This window comes from Psychromonas arctica DSM 14288, from assembly GCF_000482725.1.
In the GTDB taxonomy this organism is placed as follows: domain Bacteria; phylum Pseudomonadota; class Gammaproteobacteria; order Enterobacterales; family Psychromonadaceae; genus Psychromonas; species Psychromonas arctica.
The window spans coordinates 1-3,747 of the sequence record NZ_AXWP01000097.1; the positions used below are offsets into that span (position 1 = coordinate 1).

The 3,747-nt window shown below is 40.9% G+C and carries 4 protein-coding genes; 2 read left to right on the top strand and 2 right to left on the bottom strand.

Annotation, left to right across the window (positions count from 1 at the left end; genetic code table 11):
* Nucleotides 1–92: 92 nt before the first annotated feature.
* A complete protein-coding gene (locus tag H592_RS0111385) occupies nt 93–1,364 on the top strand; it encodes an IS4-like element ISPa13 family transposase (RefSeq protein ID WP_000813355.1) in 1,272 nt (423 codons plus the stop codon).
* A 338-nt stretch (nt 1,365–1,702) separates the two neighbouring features.
* Here H592_RS0111385 and H592_RS0111390 read toward each other — a convergent pair whose 3' ends face one another.
* Both H592_RS0111390 and H592_RS22145 read right to left on the bottom strand, forming a co-directional pair.
* On the bottom strand, nt 1,703–2,986 hold the full coding sequence (locus tag H592_RS0111390) for a Y-family DNA polymerase (RefSeq protein WP_028868873.1): 1,284 nt from the start codon (nt 2,984–2,986) through the stop codon (nt 1,703–1,705).
* Nucleotides 2,986–3,210 carry a LexA family protein gene (locus H592_RS22145; RefSeq protein ID WP_051369137.1) on the bottom strand — a complete coding sequence of 75 codons (225 nt, stop codon included), beginning with the start codon at nt 3,208–3,210 and terminating at the stop codon, nt 2,986–2,988. Before H592_RS22145 ends, H592_RS0111390 begins: the two co-directional genes overlap by 1 nt.
* A 142-nt stretch (nt 3,211–3,352) precedes the next feature.
* On the opposite strand from H592_RS22145, the gene H592_RS0111400 reads away from it, so the two are divergent.
* Nucleotides 3,353–3,747 (top strand): DUF4158 domain-containing protein (locus H592_RS0111400; protein WP_028868872.1); only part of this gene is annotated, 395 nt, incomplete at its 3' end.

The window sequence follows — 3,747 nt, forward strand, 5'->3', positions numbered from 1 at the left end:
CATAGGTATGATCTTTAGGAGTTGAAGAGGTGCTTCATTCGTGATCTAATTGATTTACCAGAAAAAAAAGATCACCTTTGCAGGAAAAACGAATGAAGCAACAACAAGATACCCGATTTTCGAGCGCTTTTGAACGATTTTTTTCAGCAGCAGAGCTTGATGCGCTTGGCAAGCAATCAGGCTTTATGAAGCGGCGGCGGCAGGTGACGCCACAGAAGTTTTGCATGGCGCTGGTCAGTGCGCTGGGTGCAGGAACAACGAATTCGATTGCCGATGTGCACCGGCAATTTAACCATATGCACTCAACGGACATAAAGCTTAAACCCTTTCATAAACAGTTGGTTAAAATGGCTGCTCCTGAATTTATGCGTGAAGTGTTTGAAAAGGCGCTGGCTCTGCATCTCCCTGATATGTTTGCTATCAGGAATAAATATCAGGACATGTTCAAGCGCATTATTTTACAAGATGGCACCAGTTTCGCTGTACATGACGACTTAATGTTCTATTTTCCAGGACGTTTTAATGAAAATAGTCCGGCAGCGGTTGAGTTACATGTCACTTATGACGTGTTTAAGGGGCAACCTGACGGTGTTAGTCTGACTGAGGACACGGCACCCGAGCGGGACTATTTGCCTTCACCCGCCTCTTTATCAGGCTGCTTATTTATGGCAGATGCAGGTTATTTTTCAAAAGCTTATATACAACAGCTTCAAGAAGCCTGCGCGTATTTTATTATGCGGATGTGTAACCGTGTTAATCCAATGGCGGTTTGTACTAAGACTCAGCAGATGAAGCCGCTGAAAACATGGTTAAAAGAATTACCCAATGCAGGTGTATTGGATTTAGATGTGCAGTGGCCGAATGGCCCGGTTTATCGTTGCGTTGCATTTGCAGCATTAGATCACAAAAAACGTCATGTATTGGTCTGCACTAACCTTGACCGTGAGCAGTTTCCTCCAGCTGTTGTGGGTGATTTTTATCGTGTTCGCTGGCAAATAGAATTATTATTCAAAGAGTGGAAGTCGATGAATAATTTAAATAAATTCGATACAGGTCATGCCACAATCGTTGAGACGTTAATTTGGGGTAGCTTGCTGGCAGCAACCTTAAAACGCTGGCTAATCAACGCGGCACAAAAGAAGTATAACCGGGTGTTGTCGCTTTTTACCGGAGCAAAAACTGCCCATATGTGGTGGATACCATTTTGCTTTGATATAGCCATGAGTCGTGGTACGGATTTAGCAAAAGCCATGAATAACGCGCTGGCATTTTTAGCGCAACATTGCCAACGGCAAAATGTTAAACGAGACCAAATAAGTGGCGTATATAAGCTGCTTAATAACACAAATAAATCATTGGGTTAGGTCGTTAAGGTCATACGTATGAGTATACTCATATAATAGAAGTTCACCCTTGCTGCAAAAGCCGCGAGAACCTAGAGGCTTTCCTAGAAAAAAACTTATGTAATTACCAAACTCAAAGCAACCTTTCGCCACTCAGTATCAAGGTGCTTGAAACAATGCTCTTATCATTTGATAACCTTATTAATAGACACGATTATGCTACAACGGTATCGAATTTACATTATTGGGCAAATCATTTAGAGGTCAGATAATAGATACTTATTCCAATTATCTTGTTAACTTTTCTACAAATGGAATTGAGCAGAATCGGTTTTCTCTTGTTAATCGGCCTCGCACTATCACTTAGCAAGTGCAACCGGTAATTCTTTTAAGTTTGTTGTGTAGCTCTTTGGCGCTAAATCATCTTTTGGCTTCCACGCTTGTTTAAAACCCTGGACACCGAATCTAATGACATTGTTACCGAATTTACTATTTATTTCATCGCTTACGGTAGTCTTTTTATTTACGTTTGAAATGCCCGAATCATTAAACAGATTAAGTTGCTGGTGGTCATTCTTTGATAATAGCTGGTTGAAGATCACACCAACTTTTTTGAAAAGATAACCCTCCTGGTAAATTTTTTCCAAAGCAAACATAGCATATCTGATTAAGACGTCCGAGTCTGCGCTATGAAAAGGCAATTTCACTTCAATGCTTTTACGAAATTGTGGCTGAGACTGCCTAAACACATCCGTTGAAACAAAAATAGTCAGGCTATTGGTGAACAACTCAAGCCGGCGTAACTTACCTGCTCCAGTAGAAACATGTGACGATAGAGCACTTTTAAGCTCATTTAAATCTGTTACAAGCTTACCCATGCTTTTTGAAACACAAATGCTATCGCGGCCTTCGTTTAGGTCCTTTAGCTCCACGGCATTAACCCCATTCAGCTCTTGTATAGTTCGAGATAAAACAACACCGAATTTTCGTTTTGCTTCTACTATATTGAAATTTTTTAATTCCAATCCAGTATTTATACCAAGTGCAGTAAGCTTATCTGCCGTTTTTGAACCGACTCCCCATATATCACTTGCTTTTACCCTTTGAAGAACCCAATCAACCTTTACGGGGGTATCGAGTACAGCTACACCATTGGTTTTAGCTTTCCATGCATTGAGTTTAGCTGCGTGAGAAGCTAATTTAGCAAGTGTTTTCGTATGAGCGACACCGACACCAACACCAATGCCCAAGTTCTTAGCTAACGTATTTTTAATATGTAAAGCGTATGATTTAGCGTTGGGCGCCATAGTCGAGTCAATATGGCCAAAGCTTTCATCAATTGAGTACCGGTGACAGTCAAATAGTAGCTCTTCTAGCTCAGTGTGAAACCGATTGCTCATATCACCAAACAATGTGAAGTTACTGCCCCATACGTGGCCATTGCTGTTGTGAAGTGTTTCTTTTACCTTAAAATATGGCTCACCCATTTTTATGCCGAGCGCTTTCATGGGTTGATTTCGCGCTATAACATTGCCTTGGTTTGAACTTAATACACCGAGCGGCGTAGTATTAATATCGTATTGAGGATTGAAAAGCTGAATAAATGAAACATATGCAGCGTTTATATCACACAGAACCCACATCAAAAAATACTTATAGCGCTAGTGACAACGCCCCAAATAACATTTTCATCCCAATTATTTTCACCATCAAAATCAACAACGATTGGCTTGTATTCTGAGTTCGAGCTTAGAAATAATACTCTGTTATTTTCCGGCTCTAACTTTAAACGCTTAACAACGAATTCATTATCAATAGTCGCAAGCACTATTCGCCCGGTAGTGGCCTTGATGGACTTATCAACCACAATGGGGTTCTAGGGATTTTCCCCTCTAAAAAGACATAATCCTCTGTAGACCACACCAATAAATGGCTGCGGAGGTGGGTTACTACTTATAAGTGTGGCAAATTAGGTAAATATCGTACATTTAATACGGAACAGCCCTGATATGGCCATCAAAAACGAAATTACTATTCTCACGAGAGCAGAACAGGCAGATCTTTATTCCCCACCCATTTTTTCAATCGAAGAACAACGTCTGTACTTTTCTCTGAACGATGCGGAATTGGCAGTTTTTCGGTCAATTCGTCTCAGAGCTCATAGATGTTACTTTGTCGCGATTTTGGGATACTTCAAATCAAAGCCCGTCATCCTAGATATCGCTTACTCGCAGGTTTCTAAGGATTTAATGTTCATCAGTAAAGAGCTGCTTGGCGGCAAGGGGCTCAGACCATTCACTCCCTCACAAAAACAAAAAGATCGACTCTACGCAAAAGTATTAGACCTTGCTGGTTATCACAAATGGGACGAAAGTCAGCACTTCAATTCTCTTTTCGACCACCT